The organism is Catenulispora sp. MAP12-49 (genome assembly GCF_041262705.1).
Lineage (GTDB): Bacteria > Actinomycetota > Actinomycetes > Streptomycetales > Catenulisporaceae > Catenulispora.
Genome location: NZ_JBGCCP010000056.1, coordinates 1 through 16,528, shown reverse-complemented (window position 1 = coordinate 16,528; position 16,528 = coordinate 1). Strand labels below are relative to the sequence as shown.

The 16,528-nt window shown below is 71.0% G+C and carries 19 protein-coding genes; 6 read left to right on the top strand and 13 right to left on the bottom strand.

Going from position 1 to position 16,528, the window contains the following annotated elements; all coding sequences use genetic code 11:
* Position 1: 1 nt before the first annotated feature.
* Together ABIA35_RS46515 and ilvD are read right to left on the bottom strand one after the other, a co-directional pair.
* The gene (locus tag ABIA35_RS46515) at positions 2 to 877 is read right to left on the bottom strand and encodes a TIGR03560 family F420-dependent LLM class oxidoreductase (RefSeq protein WP_370362281.1); all 876 of its coding nucleotides are present in this window, start codon (positions 875 to 877) and stop codon (positions 2 to 4) included.
* Positions 878 to 879: 2 nt separating this feature from the next.
* A complete protein-coding gene (gene ilvD / locus ABIA35_RS46510; protein WP_370362280.1) occupies positions 880 to 2,733 on the bottom strand; it encodes a dihydroxy-acid dehydratase in 1,854 nt (617 codons plus the stop codon).
* Between the two features lie 157 nt (positions 2,734 to 2,890).
* Here ilvD and ABIA35_RS46505 point away from each other — a divergent pair, with 157 nt between their 5' ends.
* Positions 2,891 to 3,745 carry a hypothetical protein gene (locus tag ABIA35_RS46505; RefSeq protein WP_370362279.1) on the top strand — a complete coding sequence of 285 codons (855 nt, stop codon included), beginning with the start codon at positions 2,891 to 2,893 and terminating at the stop codon, positions 3,743 to 3,745.
* On the opposite strand, the gene ABIA35_RS46500 is transcribed toward ABIA35_RS46505, so the two are convergent.
* Positions 3,705 to 4,916: a serine hydrolase domain-containing protein gene (locus ABIA35_RS46500; protein ID WP_370362278.1), complete on the bottom strand. Its 1,212-nt coding sequence runs from the start codon at positions 4,914 to 4,916 to the stop codon at positions 3,705 to 3,707. The two genes, ABIA35_RS46505 and ABIA35_RS46500, sit on opposite strands and share 41 nt — an antisense overlap.
* 13 nt (positions 4,917 to 4,929) lie before the next feature.
* The gene (locus tag ABIA35_RS46495; protein ID WP_370362277.1) at positions 4,930 to 6,453 is read right to left on the bottom strand and encodes an MFS transporter; all 1,524 of its coding nucleotides are present in this window, start codon (positions 6,451 to 6,453) and stop codon (positions 4,930 to 4,932) included.
* Between the two features lie 169 nt (positions 6,454 to 6,622).
* Here ABIA35_RS46495 and ABIA35_RS46490 point away from each other — a divergent pair, with 169 nt between their 5' ends.
* Both ABIA35_RS46490 and ABIA35_RS46485 read left to right on the top strand, forming a co-directional pair.
* Positions 6,623 to 6,895: a type II toxin-antitoxin system Phd/YefM family antitoxin gene (locus ABIA35_RS46490; RefSeq protein WP_370342525.1), complete on the top strand. Its 273-nt coding sequence runs from the start codon at positions 6,623 to 6,625 to the stop codon at positions 6,893 to 6,895.
* Positions 6,892 to 7,152, top strand: a complete 261-nt coding sequence (locus ABIA35_RS46485; protein WP_370342527.1) for a type II toxin-antitoxin system RelE/ParE family toxin — start codon at positions 6,892 to 6,894, stop codon at positions 7,150 to 7,152. The genes ABIA35_RS46490 and ABIA35_RS46485 overlap by 4 nt, the downstream gene beginning before the upstream one ends.
* A gap of 3 nt (positions 7,153 to 7,155) precedes the next feature.
* Here ABIA35_RS46485 and ABIA35_RS46480 read toward each other — a convergent pair whose 3' ends face one another.
* From ABIA35_RS46480 to ABIA35_RS46465, 4 genes are all read right to left on the bottom strand, one after another.
* Complete coding sequence (locus ABIA35_RS46480; RefSeq protein WP_370362276.1) at positions 7,156 to 7,605, bottom strand: hypothetical protein; 450 nt, start codon at positions 7,603 to 7,605, stop codon at positions 7,156 to 7,158.
* Complete coding sequence (locus ABIA35_RS46475; protein WP_370362275.1) at positions 7,575 to 7,928, bottom strand: hypothetical protein; 354 nt, start codon at positions 7,926 to 7,928, stop codon at positions 7,575 to 7,577. The genes ABIA35_RS46480 and ABIA35_RS46475 overlap by 31 nt, the downstream gene beginning before the upstream one ends.
* Before the next feature lie 39 nt (positions 7,929 to 7,967).
* The gene (locus tag ABIA35_RS46470; protein ID WP_370342530.1) at positions 7,968 to 8,447 is read right to left on the bottom strand and encodes a MarR family winged helix-turn-helix transcriptional regulator; all 480 of its coding nucleotides are present in this window, start codon (positions 8,445 to 8,447) and stop codon (positions 7,968 to 7,970) included.
* A gap of 94 nt (positions 8,448 to 8,541) precedes the next feature.
* Entirely contained in the window at positions 8,542 to 9,417 is an 876-nt protein-coding gene (locus ABIA35_RS46465; RefSeq protein ID WP_370362274.1) for a DUF2127 domain-containing protein, read from the bottom strand.
* A gap of 111 nt (positions 9,418 to 9,528) precedes the next feature.
* Here ABIA35_RS46465 and ABIA35_RS46460 point away from each other — a divergent pair, with 111 nt between their 5' ends.
* Entirely contained in the window at positions 9,529 to 9,837 is a 309-nt protein-coding gene (locus ABIA35_RS46460) for a DUF3817 domain-containing protein (protein ID WP_370342534.1), read from the top strand.
* Here ABIA35_RS46460 and ABIA35_RS46455 read toward each other — a convergent pair.
* From ABIA35_RS46455 to ABIA35_RS46445, 3 genes are read right to left on the bottom strand one after another with little or no spacing between them, the layout of a single operon-like run.
* A complete protein-coding gene (locus ABIA35_RS46455; protein ID WP_370362273.1) occupies positions 9,787 to 10,233 on the bottom strand; it encodes a VOC family protein in 447 nt (148 codons plus the stop codon). The two genes, ABIA35_RS46460 and ABIA35_RS46455, sit on opposite strands and share 51 nt — an antisense overlap.
* Entirely contained in the window at positions 10,230 to 11,192 is a 963-nt protein-coding gene (meaB, locus tag ABIA35_RS46450) for a methylmalonyl Co-A mutase-associated GTPase MeaB (protein WP_370362272.1), read from the bottom strand. Before meaB ends, ABIA35_RS46455 begins: the two co-directional genes overlap by 4 nt.
* Positions 11,193 to 11,217: 25 nt before the next feature.
* Complete coding sequence (locus tag ABIA35_RS46445; RefSeq protein WP_370362291.1) at positions 11,218 to 12,369, bottom strand: acetyl-CoA C-acetyltransferase; 1,152 nt, start codon at positions 12,367 to 12,369, stop codon at positions 11,218 to 11,220.
* 215 nt (positions 12,370 to 12,584) lie between these two features.
* Here ABIA35_RS46445 and mce point away from each other — a divergent pair, with 215 nt between their 5' ends.
* Positions 12,585 to 13,040, top strand: coding sequence for a methylmalonyl-CoA epimerase (gene mce, locus ABIA35_RS46440; RefSeq protein WP_370342538.1), 456 nt, complete (start codon positions 12,585 to 12,587; stop codon positions 13,038 to 13,040).
* A gap of 77 nt (positions 13,041 to 13,117) precedes the next feature.
* Here the strand turns inward: mce and ABIA35_RS46435 are convergent, their stop codons facing one another.
* Together ABIA35_RS46435 and ABIA35_RS46430 are read right to left on the bottom strand one after the other, a co-directional pair.
* Positions 13,118 to 13,825 (bottom strand): polysaccharide deacetylase family protein, encoded by a 708-nt coding sequence (locus ABIA35_RS46435; protein WP_370362271.1) that lies wholly within the window; start codon positions 13,823 to 13,825, stop codon positions 13,118 to 13,120.
* Entirely contained in the window at positions 13,825 to 14,934 is a 1,110-nt protein-coding gene (locus tag ABIA35_RS46430; RefSeq protein WP_370362270.1) for a UDP-N-acetylglucosamine--N-acetylglucosamine transferase, read from the bottom strand. Before ABIA35_RS46430 ends, ABIA35_RS46435 begins: the two co-directional genes overlap by 1 nt.
* Before the next feature lie 164 nt (positions 14,935 to 15,098).
* Between ABIA35_RS46430 and ABIA35_RS46425 the strand changes: the two genes are divergently transcribed.
* Positions 15,099 to 16,364, top strand: a complete 1,266-nt coding sequence (locus ABIA35_RS46425; RefSeq protein ID WP_370342541.1) for a sensor histidine kinase — start codon at positions 15,099 to 15,101, stop codon at positions 16,362 to 16,364.
* Positions 16,365 to 16,528 lie beyond the last annotated feature (164 nt).

Below are 16,528 nucleotides of genomic sequence, written 5' to 3'. Positions count from 1 at the left end.
CCTAAATAAGGGTACGGATCTCCGGCAGCCGCTTGGCGACCTGTTCCAGGTCGGCGAGCGGCTGCTCCGGTGAGAAGAACAGCACGATCTCGGTGAAGCCGGCATCCAGCCACGGCGCGACGTCGTCCACCACCCGGCGCGGATCCGGCCGCAGCTGCACCGAGCGCCGGATCTCCCCCGGGTCCCGGCCGACCTCGGCACACCAGCGGTCCAGCACCCCCGACAACCGCGCGGCCTCGTCGACGCCGTCGTGGTTGACGGTGTTCCAGACATCCGCCTGTTCTGCGACCAGCTTCAGCATCCGCTTCTCGCCGGTGCCGCCGAGCCAGATCGGCGGGTGCGGTTTCTGGAGCGGCTTGGGCGAGTGGACGGCCTTGTCGAGTGTGTAGTGCTCGCCGGCGAAGTCGGTGAAGCGCTCCGGGGACCACAGGGCCTTGATGATCCGCAGCGCCTCACCCAGCTTCTCGATGCGCTCCCGGCCGCCGCCCAGCTCGATGCCGAGCATCCGGTGCTCGTACTCGGCCCAGCCTGTACCGATGCCGAACTCCAGCCGGCCGCCGGACAGGTGGTCCACGGTCGTCGCGATCTTGGCCAGCACCGCCGGGTGGCGCAGCGAGTTCGCCGTGACCATGCAGCCGATGCGGGCGTTCCGGGTCTCGGAGGCCATCGCGGCCAGCAGCGACCAGCCGTCGAACAGGTCGACCGCCGGGTCCGGCTCGGCCACCGTCGCGGCGTTGCCGACCCCGGCCAGGTGGTCGTAGACCCACAGGTGGTCGAACCCTGATTCGTCGGCCAGCCGCCAGAAGGCGCGCAGCGCGGCGATGGTGGTGCCCTGCGGGACCAGCTTCGCGCCGATCCGTAACGGATGTCGCGTCACGGCTATTTACCGATTTGGCCGAGGTCCCGCACGCCGCCGGTGGCCGCGCTGGAGGCCAGCGCCGCGTAGGCGCGCAGGGCCACCGAGACGTGGCGGTCGCGCTCGCGCGGCCGGTAGCCGCCGAGGTCGGCGAGCAGCTTGGCGCGGCGCTCCTCCAGCACCTCGGGGTCGACGTCCAGGTGCAGGCTGCGGGTGGCGATGTCGATCTTGACCGTGTCGCCCTCCTCGACCAGCGCGATGACGCCGCCGCCGGCGGCCTCCGGGGAGATGTGGCCGATGGACAGGCCCGAGGTGCCGCCGGAGAAGCGGCCGTCGGTGACCAGCGCGCACTTGGCGCCCAGGCCCGTGCCCTTCAGGAACGCCGTCGGGTACAGCATCTCCTGCATGCCGGGGCCGCCCTTGGGACCCTCGTAGCGGATCACGATGACGTCGCCGGCGACGATCTTCTTCGCCAGGATCGCCTCGACGGCGTCGTCCTGCGACTCGAAGACCCGCGCGGGACCGGCGAACTCCCAGATCTTCTCGTCCACGCCGGCGGTCTTCACGATCGCGCCGTCGGTCGCCAGGTTGCCCCAGAGCACCGCCAGGCCGCCGTCCTTGGTGTAGGCGTGGGCCAGGTCGCGGATGCAGCCGTTCTCGGCGTCGGTGTCCAGGCTGGCCCAGCGGTTCGCGGTCGAGAACGGCTCGACGGTGCGGACCCCGCCGGGAGCCGCGTGGTACAGCTCGATCGCGGCCTCGGAGGCCTTGCCGCCGCGCACGTCCCACTCGTCCAGCCAGACCTGCAGGGTCGGGGCGTGCACCGAGTGCACCTCGCGGTCCAGCAGCCCGCCGCGGTTCAGCTCGCCGAGGATGGCCGGGATGCCGCCGGCGCGGTGCACGTCCTCCATGTGGAACTGGCTGCTCGGCGCGACCTTGGACACACACGGCACGCGGCGCGAGACGTGGTCGATGTCCTTGAGCCCGAAGCCGACGCCGGCCTCCTGCGCCGCCGCCAGCAGGTGCAGCACGGTGTTGGTGGAGCCGCCCATGGCCACGTCCAGGGCCATGGCGTTGCCGAACGCGGCCGGGGTGGCGATCGCACGCGGCAGGACGGACTCGTCGTCGCCCTCGTAGTAGCGCCGGGCCAACTCCACGACCGTGCTGCCGGCCCGCTCGAACAGCCGGCGCCGGGCCTCGTGGGTGGCCAGCACCGAGCCGTTGCCGGGCAGACCCAGCCCCAACGCTTCCACCAGGCAGTTCATCGAGTTGGCGGTGAACATGCCCGAACAGGAGCCGCACGTGGGGCAGGCGGAGCGCTCGATGCCGTCGAGCTGCTCGTCGGTGACGGAGTCGTTGGCCGAGGCGATCATCGCGTCGATCAGGTCGATCTTGGAGTGCACCACGCCCTCGATGGCCGTGGTCTTGCCGGCCTCCATCGGGCCGCCGGAGACGAACACGGTCGGGACGTTCAGGCGCAGCGCGGCCATCAGCATGCCGGGCGTGATCTTGTCGCAGTTGGAGATGCACACGAGCGCGTCGGCGCAGTGCGCGTTCACCATGTACTCCACCGCGTCGGCGATCAGCTCGCGGCTGGGCAGCGAGTAGAGCATGCCGGCGTGGCCCATGGCGATGCCGTCGTCCACGGCGATGGTGTTGAACTCCTTGGCCACGCCGCCGGCGTCCTTGACCGCGTCGGCGACGATCTCGCCGACGTTGCGCAGGTGGACGTGGCCCGGGACGAACTGGGTGAAGGAGTTGGCGACCGCGACGATCGGTTTGCCGAAGTCGTCGTCCCCCATGCCGGTGGCCCGCCAAAGCGCGCGCGCCCCCGCCATGTTGCGTCCGTGGGTGCTGGTGCGCGACCGCAGGGCTGGCATGCGCTGCTCCGATCCGTATCACAAAAAATCTGTTCACTCGGGCTTGAGACGTTCATTCTCGCACTGTGGACTCTATCGCTCCACTCGCGTCCGGGAAGTGGACGGCGCGTGCCGAGCCCGGGTCCGGTCCCCGTGAGCTGCGCGTACTATCTGGCCCGTGGGGAAAACGGGGCGGACGTTGGACATGGTGGACCTGTCGGGGCGGAGCGCGAAGCGGCGGCGCAGAGCCCGGGTCAACGGCTGGATCAGCCGGCTGATCGTCGGGGCGATCGCGGTGACCACGGCGGTGTTCGCGGTCGTCGGGGCGGTGAACCTCGTGCCGGACCAGGCGGATCTGGCGGCCTACGACAAGGCGCCGTACTGCGCCGACCAGGCAGCGCAGACCCAGTCCTGTGTCCTGCGTACCACTGCGAACATCGGCTATGTCTACGCCTCGAAGAACACCGGCAAGAACGCCCACGGCTACACCACCAAGGCCTACCTGTATCCGGTGACCGGCCACGGCCAGACGGTCACCCTGAGCTCCTCGCAGGACCTGACCGACTCGGTCTACGACGGCGACACCATGCCGGTGCTGGTCTGGCGCGACCAGATCACCCGGTTCACCTTCCGCGGCAGCACCCGCGACGCGGACCAGAACCCGCACCACATCGTCCTGGACGACGTGTCGGAGGTCGCGCTGTGCCTGATCGCGGCGTCACTGCTCGGGCGGGCGGTGATCCGCAGGTTCCTGCACGACCGGATCGCGGTGAACCTGCGGCGCAACCGGATCCCGGACTGGACGCTGGTGGCCCTGGCGCTGGGCACGACGCTGGCCGCGATCGTGGAGGCGTCGTACGTGGTCACCGCGCTCGGCCTGACCGGGGTGACGGTGCTGGCGGCGTCGGCGGCGTGGCCGTTCGTGCCGTGGGTGGCGACGTATGCGGAGCAGCGGCCCTTGGTCGTCGGGTCGCGGGCCAACACCTCGGCGGTCAGGAAGAAGAACCAGGCTCGGCAGCGCCGGCTGCCGTGAGCTCCCCGTCCCCGCTGACGGCCGCGCGCACCAGATCGCTGAGCTCGGTCTGCCAGGCGAGCGCCGGGCCGCGCGGGGCCATGTAGCCGGACAGGTACGCGAAGACGAGCCCGTGATCGGGGTCGGCCCAGGCGTTGCAGTAGTTGCTGCCGTTGTGGCCGAAGACCTCCTCGCCGGCGGTGACCCCGAAGGGCTTCGCGGTCTGGATCGGCTGCTCGCCCCAGCCGAGTTGGAAGCCGTGGGCCCAGCGGACGGCGTGGCCGATGATCGGGTCGCGGTGGGTGCCGCCGCCGGTGGTGGGGAAGCGCGCGGGATTCCGTGCCGAGCGCACGGTTTCCGGCTTGAACACGGTGACTCCGTCGAGGGTGCCGCCGTTCAGCAGGAGCTGGAAGAACCGGGCCACGTCGCGCGCTGTGGAGTGGACCGTCGCGGCCGGGATCGCCGCGGTGCGCACGGTCTTCTGGGCGAAGCGGGCCACTTTCAGGCGGTCGGGGAAGGGGGTTCTGGGCGCTGTCGCGGACTGCAGGTCGGCTCGCGATTCCCAGCGCGCGGGCGGCAGGCCGAGCGAGGTGTCGTGCAGCCCGGCCGGGGCGAGGATCCGCGTGCTCAGATACTCGGCGAGCGGGATGCCGGTGACCCGCTGGAGGAGTTCGCCGAGGATGAAGCCCTGGCTGAGGATGTGGTACGCCGAGGACCGGCCCGGCTCCCGTTTCGCCGTGGCCGCGGCGGCCGCGCGCACCGAGCGGTCCCAGTCGTGCATGATCAGCGCGTCGCCGACGACGTGCCGGGTGGACAGCGGCGCGCCGGTGGAGTGGGTGAGCGCGTGGCGCGGCGTCGCGGATTCCTTGCCGGCGCGGCCGTACTCGGGCCAGTGCTCTGCGATCGGGGCGTCCAGGTCGAGCCGGCCGCGTTCGGCGAGCTGGTGGACGGCCATCGCGGTGAACGGCTTTCCCGTGGACCACAACAGGAACGGGGTGTCGGGCCGGCAGCGGACACTCAGGTCGAGGATCGGGGCGCCGTGGTGCAGGACGTGCAGCTGCGCCTGGCCGGGGCGGTCGCGGACCAGCTCGGCGATGCGGTCCAGGGCGTGGATGCGGTTCGGGGAGTCGAGGCGGTTCGGGGCGTCCATGCGGTTCGGGGAGTCGAGGCGGTTCGGGGCGTTCTCGGTCATCGCATCAGCCTCCTCAGCCCTCGGTCGCCGGGGGCCTGCTCGGCGCTTCCGGCGTGCCGGGTTCGGCCTTGCGGCTGCGCCAGTCGGCGATCCCGACCACCAGTGCGGCGAGCTCGAAGCAGATCGCCACGACCGCGCCGGCCTGGAAGGCGTTGGCGAAGCCCTTGCCCTGGCTGACGCGGGAGAAGAACACCGCCCCGACGCTGGCGATGCCGAGCGCGGAGCCCAGGCGCTGCGCCGTCTGCATGACGCCGCCGGCGGTGCCGGCCCGGCTCACCGGGACCTCCGACAGGGACAGCGCGAGGTTCGGCGCGATGACCAGGCCGGAGCCCACCCCGGCGACCAGCAGCGGGCCGGCCGTGGCCACGCCGGCGGCGCGTCCGTCGACCCAGTGCACGACCAGGATCGCGGCCGCGGTGCCCAGCGCCACCAGGACGATGCCGAGGATGACCAGCGGGCGGCCGTGCTTGCCGACCAGGCGTCCGCCGAGGGTGGCGCTGACCGCCGAGCCGATGGCGAAGGGGGTGGTGGCCAGGCCCGCTTCCAGGGCGCTGTAGTGCAGGCCGTTCTGCACGAAGAGCGTGAAGATGAAGAAGATGGTGGTGAAGCCGGCGAAGTAGAGCAGGCCGAGCACGCTGCCGCGGGTGTAGGAGCGGATGCGCACCAGGGCCGGCGGGACCAGCGGCATGTGCCCGGAGGCCGCGACCCTGCGCTCCCACTGCGCGAAGGCGATGATCAGCAGCACCCCCAGCACCACCAGCCACCACTTGCCGCGGCCCGTCCACTGCTGCTCCTGCACCAGCGGCAGCATGATCGCGACGACCGAGCCGCCGAGAAGCAGCACACCGACCCAGTCGATGCGCCCCTTCGCCAAGTCCCGCCCGCACCCGACGCATCCGGGTATCAGCCGCAGCGCGAGTATGAACGCCACGACCCCGATCGGCAGGTTCACGAAGAACACCCAGCGCCAGCCGTGCTCCTCCCCGCCGGCGGCGATCAACAGCCCGCCGACCAGCGGCCCGATCGCCGTCGCCAGCCCCACGATCGCCCCGAAGTACCCGAAGGCCCGCGCCCGCGCCGCCCCGCTGAACATCTCCTGGATCAGCCCGGAGATCTGCGGCCCCAGGATCCCCGAAGCCAGCCCCTGCGCCAGCCTCGCCACCACCAGGAACGCCGCCCCCGGCGCGATCCCGCACAAGCCGGACGCCACGGTGAACGCGGCCAACCCGACCAGGAACGCCGTCCGCCGCCCGACCATGTCCCCGAAGACCCCCGAGGGCACCAGGATCAGCCCGAAGGTCAGGGCATAGCCGGACACCACCCACGACAGGTCGGCGGGCGTGGCCGACAAGCCCTTCTGCATCGAGGGCAGCGCGACGTTGACGATGGAGACGTCCAGCAGCGTCATGAACCCGACGAGCAGGCACACCGCCAGCGCGCGATTCTTGCGCTGCTCGGAGAGCCCGGCGATGCCCGGGATACTCGAGTGCGCCTCGGGGCGGTCGTCGACGTCGGGGCCGTCCGCAGCGGTGCTCACAGTCGTCACGGTGACAGTGGTGGTGGAGGGGTGCAAGTCGAGGGCCGGTCAACGCGGCGGCTCGGAGGACGGCTGCCGTGTCGTGGTCGGAGGCGGCGGGAGTAGCCCATCAGGGTGAGAGCGGGCCGGGCTCGGATCGAACCAATCCTTCAAAGTGTAGGATTTGTACATGGCTGACACTTACACCGTGACCGAAGCCCGCGCCCACCTCGGCGAGGTCGTCAACAAGGCCCGCCACGGTGGCAAAGTCATCGAGATCACGCAGCACGGCAAGCCTGCTGCCTTCGTGATAAGCCCTGAACTGCTGTCCTATTACCGAAAACTTGAAGACGAGTACGACATCGCCGAGGCCCACCGGATCAAGGCGGATGGCGAGCCGTCCGTCCCCCACGCCGAGGTCGCGGCTCGATTCGGGCTCAGGCCTGACGGGCGTCCTGCGTGAGCTACGGCATCGAATGGAAGCCGGCGGCCATCGATCGGCTCAAAGCGGTGGCGACGGACCACCCCGAGGCCCCCGGCCTGGTCTTCACAGCGGTGTACGAGCTGGCGTCGAATCCGTGCCCTACGAACAGCACTCAGCTCGGCACCTCGCCGTTCCGGCGCTTGCTTCTCGGCTACTGGCGCGTCACCTACGAGATCGTCGAAGCAGATCAGATCGTCCAGATCCACATGGTCGGCCGCTCGCTCAACCCTCGCTGACCCTCACCAGAGCCGTTGCCCGATCGGCCGGTTGCGCATGTCGTAGTCGGGATGCGGCGCGTGCTCGGGCTCCTGCGGGTCCGGTCCGCGTGGTGCGCTCGGCTCCCCCATCCATGGGATCGCGGGGAGCACCAGGAGCGAGAAGGCGAGTACCCCGAGCGTGGTCGGCGCGAAGTAGGCGAGCAGGGTGCTGTGGCCGGTGACGCCCGTCGTGGCGGTCGCGGCCGCGAACGGCAGGACGAGGAGGTCGCCGACCAGGAAGTGCTCGTGATTGATGCGGCGGCGCAGCCACCAGTGGCCGGCGATGCGGCCCAGGACGGCGGCCAGCACTGCGAAGGCGGCGACGGCGGTCCGGCGCTGGGAGAGGGCGCGGTCGGGGTTGGCGTCGGTCTCGTGCCAGCTGCCGGCGAAGGCGTAGCGGATCACCCGGCCGTGCCAGACCACCACCGGCATTCGGCCGTCGGCGGGACCTCGCCGCGGACGTTGTCGTGGTCGGAGAGGTCGATGGTGTCCGATCCCGCGCCGCCGTTCCATGTCACGGCGGCCCGGGTGTCCTGGTACTTGCCGGAGGTCGAGCCGAACAGGCCGGTCACGGTCGCGGTGACGCTCTGCTCGGCGGTGTGGTCGGCGTCGAAGAAGTCGGCGGCGTGCTGCTTGCCCGGCATGCCGGGGATCAGGCCCACGGACACCACGGCGCACAGCACCGCAGCGGCCGTCACGACCCAGCGGGCCGCCTGGGCCCGCAGGCCGACGGTCGGCAAGCGATTGGCCGACATGCGATTCCCCCCGTCGAATCCCCCGCTTCGGGGCGGGCCCTAACCGCGCCCCGACTCCAGACCCTTGCTGATCACGTCCAGCGCGTCCCCCAGCGCGACCAACTGCTCGCGGCTCAGCGGCGTGACGAACGTCTCCCGGACGTCGCGCACGTGCAGCGGCACCGCCGCGAGCAGCTTGTCCCAGCCCTGGTCGGTGAGCACCGCGAAGAAGCCGCGGCCGTCGGTCTCGCAGGGTTCGCGGCGGACCCAGCCGTCCTTCTCCATGCGGCTGATCTGGTGCGACAGGCGGCTCTTCGACAGCAGCGCGCCCTCGGCGAGCTCCGTCATGCGCATGCGGCGCAGCGGGGCCTCGGACAGGCGGGCCAGGACCTCGTAGTCGATCAGGGTCAGGCCGTGGCTGCGGGACAGGCTCGCGCTCAGGCGGTCCGGCAGCAGACGCATCACCGAGATGTACTGGCGCCAGACGGCCTGCTCGGTCTCGTCGAGCCAGGGGGGTTCGTCGGTGCCGTCGGCGGTCATGGTCCCAGCGTACGACAGTGGTTGAACTTGCAACGGCTCAGCCCGCCGACCTGGTGACAGGACAGGCGGGCTGAGCGGTGGGGAGTTTCCGGGGTTATGGCGCGCCGGGGGCCGGGTCGGCCGGCTGCGGGTTGGTCAGCACGACGGTCTCGGCCAGATCGACCTGGGTGGCCGGGCCCGGGATCTCGCGCCGGCACGCCGCCAGCTCCACCGTCAGCAGCGCCTCGGCGTGCTTCTGCGCCTCGAAGGCCTTGCCGCCGCCGCGGATGCCGAACAGCCGCTTGGTGATCAGCAGGTAGACCACGGCGCCGACGTTGATCGTGAACGTGCACGCGGCCAGGATCCACGACTTGTGCTCGTGCACCTTGCTGTAGCCGTCCCAGATCTCCAGCGGCAGGAAGATCGAGGTGCCGACCGCCGTCAGGTACTCCCCCCAGCGCTTGGCCAGCCACAGACCGATGCCCTCGACGGCCTCCAGCAGCGCGTAGCCCCCGAGCAGCAGCGCCACGGTGTGGATGGTCTTCGGGCTGTAGTTGAACGTCTTGCGGATCCGCTCCACCACGCTGGCGTGCTCGACGTCCCACCCGAAGTGGTTCGCGAACGGCTTGAACGCGGTCAGGTCGTCCTCGAAGAGCCGCTGCACGGCGTTCTGACTGCTGCCGAACTTCCACACCGCCCAGGCGATCAGCAGGATCACCACACCGCGGATCACCCGCTCGATCGCCAGCAGCCGCAGGATGAACAGGTCCCGCAGCGCTTTGCCGCGCGGCACGATCGGCGCCTGGTCCGCCGGCCCGCTGCTGCCGGGCTCCCCTATGACGAAGTCACCACAGCGCAGACACCGCCACGCCGCTCCGTGGACGGTCTCCACCCGAAGTCTCGCGGCCAACTCGGTCTCCACTCCCGAGCCGACCGGTGCGTAGGTCTCATGCCCCCGACGCGCACAACGGCGCCTGTTCCAGTCACGCATGGTGCCCAGCGTAGGGGGAGGCGTAAAGCCGCGGTACCAGCTGGGGTATTCTGCCCGGGATATACCGACACGTTGTCGGCCATAGCTATGCCGAACTGCGAGGGACCCCCCGTGACCACTGCCGACGTGACGACCGCCGAGGACACCAAGCTCGCGCGCTTCCGCATGGTCTCACTGGCCGAAGGAGTGTCCTTCCTCATTCTGCTGTGTGTCGCGATGCCGCTGAAGTACGCCGCGCACATGCCCGCCCCGACCATGGTCTTCGGCATGATCCACGGCCTGCTGTTCCTGGCGTACGTGGGCCTGGCCTACGCCGTGAAGCAGAGCCAGAACTGGGACGCCAAGCGCTTCACCGTCGTGCTGGTCGCCTCAGTGCTGCCGACCGGCCCGTTCTGGCTGCACAAGTCGCTGAAGAACTAAGACTTCAGATTTCTCTACAGGGCGCGGGAGGTAATCCGCGCGCCCTTCGTCGTCGAGCTCGAACGGTCCCTCCGGCAGGACGCAGAACTCGTTGCCCTCCGGATCGGCCATGACCAGGAACCCTCCCCCGGCGTACTCCGGGAGGTGGCGCGCGCCCAGCGCTTCCAGGCGCACGCGTGCCGCGGCGGGGTCGTCCGAGCGGATGTCGAAGTGCACGCGATTCTTGCCGGTCTTCGGCTCATCGGTCTTCTGGAACCCGACGCCGATGCCGTCGACGCGGTTCAGGAAGACGAAGGGGCCGATCCGGGCCGCGACCGACCGGTCCAGCACCTCGCACCAGAACGCCGCCAGCACCTCCGGCTCCCGGCAGTCGATGATGACGTCGGTGAGCCTCACTCGTCGCTGACCCCGGCCACCAGCTCGTCGGCCGCCGAGTACGGGTCCAGCTCGCGCGCCACGACCCGCTCGGCCAGCACCGGCAGCCGCCGGCCGCCGCGCAGGTCGCCGATCCGCGCGCGCAGCGCGGCCAGGGCGATGCCCTCGATCTCCACCGAGGCCCGGTAGCGGCGGCGCTCGTCGAGCTGGCCGTGCTCCTGGAGCCAGCCCTTGTGCTTGCCCAGCGCCTCGACGAACTCCTCGATGCCCTGGCCGGTGGCCGCGACCGTCTTCACGATCGGCGGCCGCCAGTCGCCGGGGGACCGGGATTCGCCCAGCGCGAGCATGTGGCCCAGCTCCCGGGCGGTGGCGTCGGCGCCGTCGCGGTCGGCCTTGTTGACCACGAACAGGTCGCCGATCTCCAGGATCCCGGCCTTGGCCGCCTGGATGCCGTCGCCCATGCCGGGGGCCAGCAGCACCACCGAGGTGTCGGCGGTCGCGGCGATCTCCACCTCGGACTGCCCGACGCCGACCGTCTCGATCAGCACCACGTCGCAGCCCGCGGCGTCCAGCACCCGGACCGCCTGCGGCGTGGCCGCCGACAGGCCTCCGAGGTGCCCGCGCGAGGCCATCGAGCGGATGTAGACGTCGCGGTCGGTGGCGTGCTCCTGCATCCGGACCCGGTCGCCGAGCAGCGCGCCGCCGGAGAACGGCGAGGAGGGGTCCACGGCCAGCACGCCGACCCGCTTGCCCTGCGCACGGAAGGCCGTGACCAGCGCGGATGTGGAGGTCGACTTGCCGACGCCGGGCGAGCCGGTCAGGCCGACGACGTACGCGGTGCCCGCGTACGGGGTCAGCGCCGCCATCACCTCGCGCAGCAGCGGGGAGCCGTCCTCCACGTGGGAGATCAGCCGCGCCACCGCGCGCGGGTCGCCCTTGCGGGCGCGTTCGACGAGGTCCGTCACATCGTTGCCAGCCACGGCCGGTGATCCTATCCGCGCGGTGTCAGCCGCGCTGCGGCACGGTGATGATCAGTGCGTCGCCCTGCCCGCCGCCACCGCACAGCGCCGCCGCGCCCGTGCCGCCGCCGCGCCGCTGGAGCTCCAGCGCCAGGCTGAGCACCAGGCGGGCGCCGGACATGCCGATCGGGTGGCCCAGGGCGATCGCGCCGCCGTTGACGTTGACGATCTCCTCGTCCACGCCCAGGTCCTTCACGGACTGCACGCCGACCGCCGCGAACGCCTCGTTGATCTCGATCAGGTCCAGGTCGGCCACGGTCAGGCCGGCCTTGCCCAGGGCGTGCTTGATGGCGTTCGAGGGCTGCGACTGCAGCGAGGTGTCGGGACCGGCGACGTTGCCGTGCGCGCCGATCTCGGCGATCCACTCCAGGCCCAGCTCCTCGGCCTTGGCCTTGGACATCACGACCACCGCGGCGGCGCCGTCGGAGATCTGCGAGGAGGTGCCGGCGGTGATGGTGCCGTCCTTGGTGAAGGCAGGGCGCAGGCCGGACAGGCTCTCCACGGTGGTGTCGGGGCGGATGCCCTCGTCGGTGCCGAACAGGATCGGGTCGCCCTTGCGCTGCGGGATCGAGACCGGGGCGATCTCGGCGTCGAAGACGCCGTTCTTCTGCGCGGCGGCGGCGCGCTGGTGCGAGCGGGCCGCGAACTCGTCCTGCGGGGCGCGCTCGATACCGAGCTTGGTGTTGTAGTTCTCGGTGGTCTGACCCATCGGGATCTTCTCCCACGGGTCGGTCAGGCCGTCGTAGGCCATCGCGTCGAGCATCTCCACCGCGCCGTACTTGAAGCCCTCGCGGGACTTGGGCAGCAGGTGCGGGGCGTTGGTCATGGACTCCTGCCCGCCGGCCACCACGACGTCGAACTCGCCGGCCCGGATCAGCTGGTCGGCCAGGGCGATGGCGTCCAGCCCGGACAGGCAGACCTTGTTGATGGTGATCGCCGGGACGGTCAGCGGGATGCCCGCGGCCACGGCCGCCTGCCGCGCCGGGATCTGCCCGGCCCCGGCCTGCAGCACCTGACCCATGATCACGTACTCGACCTGCTCGGGCGCGACACCGGCCCGCTCCAGGGCGGCCTTGATGGCCACCCCTCCGAGGTCGGCGCCGGAGAAGTTCTTGAGGGAGCCGAGCAGGCGGCCCATGGGGGTCCGCGCGCCTGCGACGATCACCGACTTGGCTGTGCTGTCTGTGGATCGAGTGCTCACGACGATGCTCTCCAGTGTCGAGGGGGTGAGGGGATGTGGTTCTTGGTGCTGGCCACCAGCCTAGTCAGCAGTAAATTACTCGTCAGTAGCTTAGGGTGTCGTTTTCGACACAACCCCGCGCACGCTCAAGCCCCTCCCGGGAGGATGTCCCCATGTCGTCTTCGCAGAATTCCCCATTGACCCGCATCGACCACATCGGCATCGCCTGCAGGAATCTCGACGAGACAGTCGAGTTCTACCGCGCGACCTACGGTTTCGAGGTCTTCCACTCCGAGGTGAACGAGGAGCAGGGCGTCCGCGAGGCGATGCTGAAGATCAACGACACCGGCGACGGCGGCGCCAGCTACCTGCAGCTGCTGGAGCCGATCCGCGAGGACTCGGCCATCGCGAAGTGGATGGCGAAGAACGGCGAGGGCGTGCACCACGTCGCCTTCGGCACCGCCGACGTCGCCACCACGACCGCGGACATCGTCGGCAAGGGCGTGCGCTCGCTGTACGAGCAGCCGCGGCGCGGGAGCATGGGCTCCTCGATCAACTTCCTGCACCCGAAGGACGCGCACGGGGTGCTGGTGGAGCTGGTGCAGGCCGCCGAGGGCGACGAGCACTGACAGCTAAGACAGATCTGATTGATCAGACCGGTCCCTCACTCCGATGGAGTCGCCCGGATGGCGCATCCGGGCGACCATCACACTCCGACCCGGCCGTGCTCCCGCATTGGACCGACGCGCCACCCGCGTTCCTCGCAGTGGTCGAGCAGCAGCGGCACGGCGCCGAGCGTGGCGTGCCAGGAGCCGGGCTTGGCGGTGCAGTCCGTGTCGTGCAGCAGGATCGTGCCGCCGCCGTGCAGGTCTTTGGTGACCTGGCGGTAGACGCCGGCGGGCGTGGCGCGCGCCGTCCAGTCCTCGCCCCAGCTGGTCCAGAGCGTGGGGCGCAGGCCGAGACGCCGGGCGGTGCGGTGCGCCGAGGCGGTCATGACGCCATAAGGCGGCCGGAACAGCGTCGGCTGCTCGCCGGTCAGATCGGCGAGGTAGTCCCGAGCGCGGGTCAGGTCCTGGTCGGTGGCACGCGGGCCGCGGAACAGCAGGCTCTGGTGGTGCCAGCCGTGGACGCCGATCTCGTGCCCGGCCGCCCGGATCTCCCCGACCAGTCCCGGTGCGCGCTCGGCCATGGAACCGAGCAGGAAGAACGTGGCGTGGACGCTGCGGGCCGCGAGCAGGTCCAGGAAGCGCGGGGTGGAGTTCGGGTCGGGGCCGTCGTCGAAGGTCAGGGCTACGTGGTCCGCCGAGCCGCGCGCGGCCAGGCCCGGGAGCACCCGGTTGCGGACCGGGCCGAAGGTGGTCGTGGCCGGGAACGGGTGGGCGAGCACGGTGGCAGCCTCAGCAAGAGTGATCATCAGACCGCCACCGCCTCGACAGCCGCGCCGGTCAGCATTTTCATGATCAGCGCGTCGGCCTCATCGCCCTCCCCGACCATCGCCAGCCCGGCATGGTGCTGCCGCCGCCCCTTCACCCCGGACGTCAGCTCCCTCAGCGCCCCGGTCAACTCCCCCTCCGAGCGCACCCACACCGCGAGCCCGGCCTCGTCGAGCACCGCCGCGTTGGTCCGGCCGTGGCCGACCAGGCTGCGGTAGGTGGCGACCGGCAGTCCGGTGGCGAAGGCCTCCAGGGTGCTGGAGGCGCCGGCGTTCTGCACCATCACGTCGCACGCCGCCATCAGGGTCGGCATGTCGCCGACCCAGCCGAACACGTGCGGGAAGCCCGCCGCGCGCAGCCGTCCGCGCAGCACCTCGTTGCGTCCGCAGACCACCACCGGGGTCACCGCGCCGGAGGCCGCCAGGTCGTGCGCCGTCTGCTCGATGTCGCCGACTCCCCACGAGCCGCCGAGCAGCAGCGCCAGCGGCTTGTCCGCGGCGTCCAGCCCGAAGCGGGCCCGCGCCGCCGCCCGGCTCGCCGGGGTGCGCTGCGTGAAGCGGGCCGACACCAGGGGCCGGGCCACCGCGACCTTCGCCGGGTCCACGCCGTGTGCCACGGCCTGGGCCGCGGTCACCGCGTGCGGTGCCAGGTACAGGTCCACTCCCTGTGCGATCCACAGCGGGTGCACCGAGAAGTCGGTGAAGGTCACCACGACCGGTATCGCCAGCCGCCCCGCCGCGCGCAGCCGTCCCAGCACCTGCGCGGCCAGCGGGTACGTCGCCACGGCCGCGACCGCGTCGGCCGGGATCGCGTCCAGGACCGCCTGTTCCGCGCCGCGCAGCAGGTGCCGCTGGACCAGGCCGGGGCGGGCCGCGCGCTCGGTGCGCGAATAGATGCACTGATACAGCGCCGGAGCGTGGGTGATGATGCGGCGGTAGGAGCCGCACACCGCGCGGCCGGCCGGCATCAGGGTCAGGAAGTCGTGCCGGTCGACCGCGAAGCCGCGCGCGGTGAGCCGGTCGCCGAGGGCCTTGGCGGCGCTGTCATGGCCGGCGCCGACCGAGGCGGAGAAGATGACCACGCGGGACATGGAGTCCTTCTTTCTACAACGGGTTTCGGACTCCTCCCATGCTGGTCACGGCGGGCCGCCGAATCAGTAGTGCGACCTGGCGGTTCGGGGGTGGGGCCAGCACCACCCCCAGGGTGAGGCAGGCCTCATGGACCGGCCTCCACCAGCGCGAATACGGTGAACCCGTGCCGACGACACGCGAGAACCTGCGGGCCCGCTGGAGCCAGGCCGGCTGGGAGGCCCTGTTCCTGGTGACCGGGCTGCCGCTGTGGGCCGGGGCGATGATGGTGCTGCTGATCTGGAGCCAGCCGGCGTTCCTGCTGCTGCAGGCCGACGACCCCGGCGTGGTCCGTTTCCTGGCCTCGGTGCTGGTCGTGCTCGCCGTGGTGCTGACGCTGGCGCCGTTCCTGACGAACTGGCAGCGCCGCCGCTTCCGCGCGTTCCGGAACGTGGAGATCCACGAGGTCGAAACCCCGCGGCTCTACCACGGCGACCTCCGGGAGGCTCTTCGGTCGGAGGCGCTGTGGCGGCAGACGCTCTACCACCTGATAGCCGGGCCGCTGGTCGGCATGGCCATCGCGGCCCTGGCGTTCATGGACCTGCTCGCGGTCGTGGTGGCGGTGAAACTCCCCGCGCACGCCCTGGGCGTGGTGGACCCCGGCCACGGCGTGAGCCCGAAGTTCTGGGCGCAGAGCGCCTTCATCCTGGTGGCCGGCGCCGTCACCTTCGCCGGCCCCCGCTTGATCCATCTGCTCGCCAACGCCGACGAGACGGCCGCGCGGCGGCTGCTGGGCCCGAGCGAGACGATCGTTCTGGCCGAGCGTGTACAAACGCTGTCCGACAGCCGCGCCGCCACGGTCGAGGCCGCCGACGCCGAACGCCGCCGCATCGAGCGGGACCTGCACGACGGCGCACAGCAGCGCCTGATGTCCCTGGCCGTGCATTTGGGCATAGCCCGCAAGACGCTCAAGGACGTGCCTCCAGACGCGATGGCCGTCATCATCGACGCCCACGAACAGGTCAAAGAGGCGATGACGGAGATCCGGGACCTGGTGCGCGGCCTGCACCCGGCGGTCCTGGACGACCGGGGCCTGGACGCCGCGCTGTCCGGCGTGGCCGCCCGCTCGGCCGTCCCGGTGCGGCTGACCGTCGACGCCGCCGGGCCGCTGAGCGCCTCGGTGGAGACCGTCGCCTACTTCGTGGTCTCCGAGGCACTGGCCAACGTGGTCAAGCACTCCCGCGCGAAACAGGCCGAGGTCGACGTCACGCGACAGGACGACACCCTGCTGATCCGGATCAGCGACGACGGAGTGGGAGGGGCGGACTCCCAGGACGGCACCGGCCTGACCGGGCTGGCGCAGCGAGTCGCTTCGGTGGACGGCCGGCTGCGGCTGACCTCGCCGAGCGGCGGACCGACGGTGCTGACCGCCGAACTGCCCTGCGGGGTATGAACGCGGTAGCGGCCGACACTGCGCTCCGGCCGCATTGCGATACCCGGCTGCGTAGATCAAGACATCCCACTAGTGCAGCGCCGCGTTGATTCTTCGGGGGTTTGATCAGGCTGTCGGTTCGCCGAGGTAGAGCCCGGCAGCGCAGTCGAGGGCGGCTTCCGGGG